Origin of the sequence: Streptomyces durbertensis (genome assembly GCF_014156695.1) — a bacterium.
In the GTDB taxonomy this organism is placed as follows: Bacteria; Actinomycetota; Actinomycetes; order Streptomycetales; family Streptomycetaceae; genus Streptomyces; species Streptomyces durbertensis.
This window is the reverse complement of sequence record NZ_WMLF01000504.1, coordinates 1-3,555: the sequence shown is the minus strand read 5'-3', so window position 1 is coordinate 3,555 and position 3,555 is coordinate 1. Positions and strand designations below refer to the sequence as shown.

Here is a 3,555-nt window from a genome sequence, read left to right as displayed (position 1 = left end):
GGCAGCGGCCGCACTCGGTGCAGGTCGCGAAGTCGAGGATGCCCTTCCAGGAGAAGTGCTCGACCTGGGAGACGCCGAAGGTGGTCTCCTCGGCGTTGTCCTCGTCGAAGGCGGACTCGAAGTCGATGGGCTTGCCGCCGCTGGTCATGGGCTGGAGGGCGCCGAGGGCGGTGCCGCCCTTGGCGTCGCGCTTGAACCAGATGTTCGGGAAGGCGAGGAAGCGGTGCCAGGCCACACCCATGTTGGTGTTCAGGCTGACCGTGATCATCCAGATCATGGTCGTGCCGATCTTCACCATGGCCCAGAAGTAGACGAGGTTCTGGAGGGTGGTCAGGCTCATCCCGCTGAAGAACGCGACCAGCGGGTAGGAGATGAAGTACGCCGGCTCGTAGGAGTCCACGTGGTGCAGCGCGCCCTCGAGGCCGCGCAGTACGAGGATCGCCAGGCCGATCGTGAAGATCACGTACTCGACGAAGTACGCCTGCCACGCCTTGGAGCCGGTGAAGCGGGACTTGCGGCCGGCCCGGGAGGGCAGGTTCAGCAGCCGGATGACCATCAGCGTCGCGATGCCGGCGGTGGTCATGAAGCCGATGAACTCGATGTACATCTCGTACGGCACGAAGCCGCCGAGGACGGGCAGCATCCAGTCGGCCTGGAACAGCTGACCGTAGGCGTTCACCAGAGTCGGCGGCAGCGTCAGGAAGCCGATCGCGACGAACCAGTGCGCGACACCGACGACGGCCCACCGGTTCATCCGGGTGTGACCCAGGAACTCCCGGATGAGCGTCGCCGTGCGCAGCTTCCAGTCGTTGGTGCGGGTGCCGGCCGGGATCGGCTGGCCAAGCTTCACAAAGCGCCAGATCTCAGCGACAGCGCGTGCGAGCAGCGCTACGCCGACCACGCTGAGGGTCAGCGTGACGACGATCGCGACGAGTTGCATTTCGGCTCCTCGGACCAGCGGGGGCGGGCCGCGTACCTGCGGCGTACTAGCAAGTAACTTGTGTGGTCTTCCGAGACTACCCACTATCCACCCCGCGCTGTACATCGGCATGCGGTGATCCGTGTCGCTGAGGGTTGGCTTACCGCCCGTTCCGCGCCCGTTCCGCGCCCGTCCCGCGCCCCGTTTCCGGGCCCCGTCCTCCGGCCCGTCCCGTGCTCGGCGTGGGGCGGGCCGGAGCGCGCCGGCGCGCAGGGTCAGACGGTCACTCCCCGCGCGCGCAACCAGGGCGCCGGGTTGACGGCCGTGCCCGGCCCGGCGCCGGTGCGCGCCTCGAAGTGCAGATGGGGGCCGCTGGAGTTGCCGGTCGTGCCGGACAGCCCGATCTGCTGGCCGCCCTCGACCCGCTGGCCCGGGGTCACCTGGAGCAGTGAGAGGTGGGCGTACTGGGTGTGGTGCCCGTCGGGGTGCCGCAGCACGATCTGGACGCCGTAAGAGTCGCCGCAGCCGGTCCGGACGACCACGCCGGGGCCGACCGCGCGGACCGGCGTGCCGGTCGGGACGGCGAAGTCCAGCCCGGTGTGGCCGCTCGCCCAGCGGCCGCCCCGGGAGCCGAAGCCCGCGGTGAGCCGGTAGCCGCCGGCGACCGGCTTCGACCAGCCGCCCGCGCGACCGGCGCCGGTGGCGGTGCGGCCGGCCGGGCAGCCGGACCGGTGGACGACAACGGCGCGGACCGCCGCCCGGGACGCCCCTCGCCGCTCCGCCGCGCGCCGGGCGGCCGCCCGCTGCTCCGCCGCCCGGCGTTCGGCGCGCACCAGCTCGGCCTCCACCTGCCGCCGGACCCGCAGCCGCTCGCGTTCCGTCGCGCGCAGCCGGGCGAGCGCGCGCTCGGCCGCCTGCTCCCGTTCGGCGAGCTGGTTCCTCGCCCGGTCGGTGGTGTGCAGCAGATGGGCGGCGGCCCGGTTGCCCTGGCGGAGCATGCTCCGGCGGTCCAGGTACTCCTCCGGGCTCCGGGCGAGGACGAGGCCCATGCCCGGCGCGATCCCGGTGCGGTAGTGGGTGGCCGCCACCACGCCGACCGCGCGCCGCAGTTCGCCGTACTCCCGGCGTTTGTCGCGGGCGGCGGCGGCGAGTCGGTCGGCGGTGTGTCTCTGCGCCCGCGACCTGAGGCGGGCGCGTTCATGGCTGCGGGCGGCGTCCGCGGCCTTCCGGTAGAGCGCGGAGACCTCGCCGGCGGGCTCGCCGGAGGGTCGTCCGACGGCGTTGGTCGGCGCCGCCGTGGTCGAGGTCTGGGAAGCCGCCGCCTCGGGGGTGGCCGGCGACGAGAGGAGCAGGGCGCCGAGCAGCGCGGCGGTGAGTCGGCCCTGGCGTGACGGACGTCGGAACACGGGCACCATCTCCGTCCGATCACCACGGAGAGAAGTGACACTCCGCGGTCGGTTGGATTCATCCGGTCACGGTCGGTCTCCCCCGGTGGCTGAGCGCTAAAGGTGCATATGCCTCGATTCCGTCCAATACAGGAAAAGGAATCTGGTGTGATCAGCGGGTGTTGTGCCCGCGGGGCAGCTGGACCTCGGCCCTCCTCGGCCTCTCGGCCCTCCTCGGGCCTCCTCGGCCCTCTTCCGCCCTCCTCGGCCTCTCGGCCCCGTCAGTCCTCGTCGCCGCCGGACACGGTGTCGCGGCGGGTGAGCCCGGCGCGGTCGGCCAGTACCGCGGCCTGGACCCGGTTGAGCCCGCCGAGCTTGCCCAGCAGCGCGCTGACGTGGTCCTTGACCGTGCCGTGCGCGAGGCCGAGCCGGTCGGCGATCAGGGCGTTCGACAGGCCGTCGGCCAGCAGGGTCAGCACCTCGCGTTCACGCGGGGTGAGTGCGGCCACCGCGCGCACCGCCTCGGGGGCGTCGCCCGACCGGTGCAGATAGCCGCCGATGACGGTGGGGGTGACGGCCGGGTCGAGGGCGGAGCCGCCGGTCGCGAGGACGCGCACGGTCTCGATGAGCCTGCCCGGGTCGGCGTCCTTCAGCAGGTAGCCGGCGGCGCCGAGGTGGAGCGCGGCGGAGAGGTAGTCGTCGGCGTCGAAGGTGGTGAGCATGCACACGGCGGGCCAGTGGCCGTCGCCGGTGTCGGCGCGGGCGCGGATCTCCCGGAGTACGGCGAGGCCGTCGGTGTGCGGCATCCGGATGTCGAGCAGCAGCACGTCGGGGCGGGTCTGCTGCACGGTGCTCACGGCCTGCGCGCCGGCGCACTCCGCGACCACCTCGATGCCCGGTGCGCTGCCCAGGATGAGCCGTACGCCCGAACGCACCAGCTCCTCGTCGTCGACCACGACCACTCGAATCACGGGTTCCGCTTCTTTCGCCTTGCTGCCGTGCCCCTGCGCGCCTGTCCGCCCCTTCGGGCAGGCGCCGGGACTGGGTACGTCTCCTCCACGTGGGCGGTCGTCGCACCTCCTCGCGACCGACCCCGCGCCGCCGACCCCCGCCGCCCGGCGGGGGCGGATGAGGACGTCGGGCGGATGCCCCGCGGTTCCCCGGCGGCAGAGGCTTGGGGGCATGCCTGGACGCTACGCCACCGATCCCCTCCCGCCTGCCCGCCCGACCCGCCGACGCGCCGTCGTCGGC

2 protein-coding genes and 1 pseudogene are annotated in these 3,555 nt (G+C 72.9%); all 3 read right to left on the bottom strand.

The annotated features are described in order from the left end of the window. Nucleotides 1-940 (bottom strand): annotated as a pseudogene (locus tag GL263_RS23425) (Fe-S oxidoreductase); the annotation flags it as partial. Between the two features lie 254 nt (nt 941-1,194). Further along, on the bottom strand, nt 1,195-2,325 hold the full coding sequence (locus GL263_RS29125) for a M23 family metallopeptidase (RefSeq protein ID WP_182857736.1): 1,131 nt from the start codon (nt 2,323-2,325) through the stop codon (nt 1,195-1,197). Nucleotides 2,326-2,585: 260 nt separating this feature from the next. Then, nucleotides 2,586-3,275 carry a response regulator gene (locus tag GL263_RS23415; RefSeq protein ID WP_182857735.1) on the bottom strand — a complete coding sequence of 230 codons (690 nt, stop codon included), beginning with the start codon at nt 3,273-3,275 and terminating at the stop codon, nt 2,586-2,588. Between the last annotated feature and the right edge of the window lie 280 nt (nt 3,276-3,555).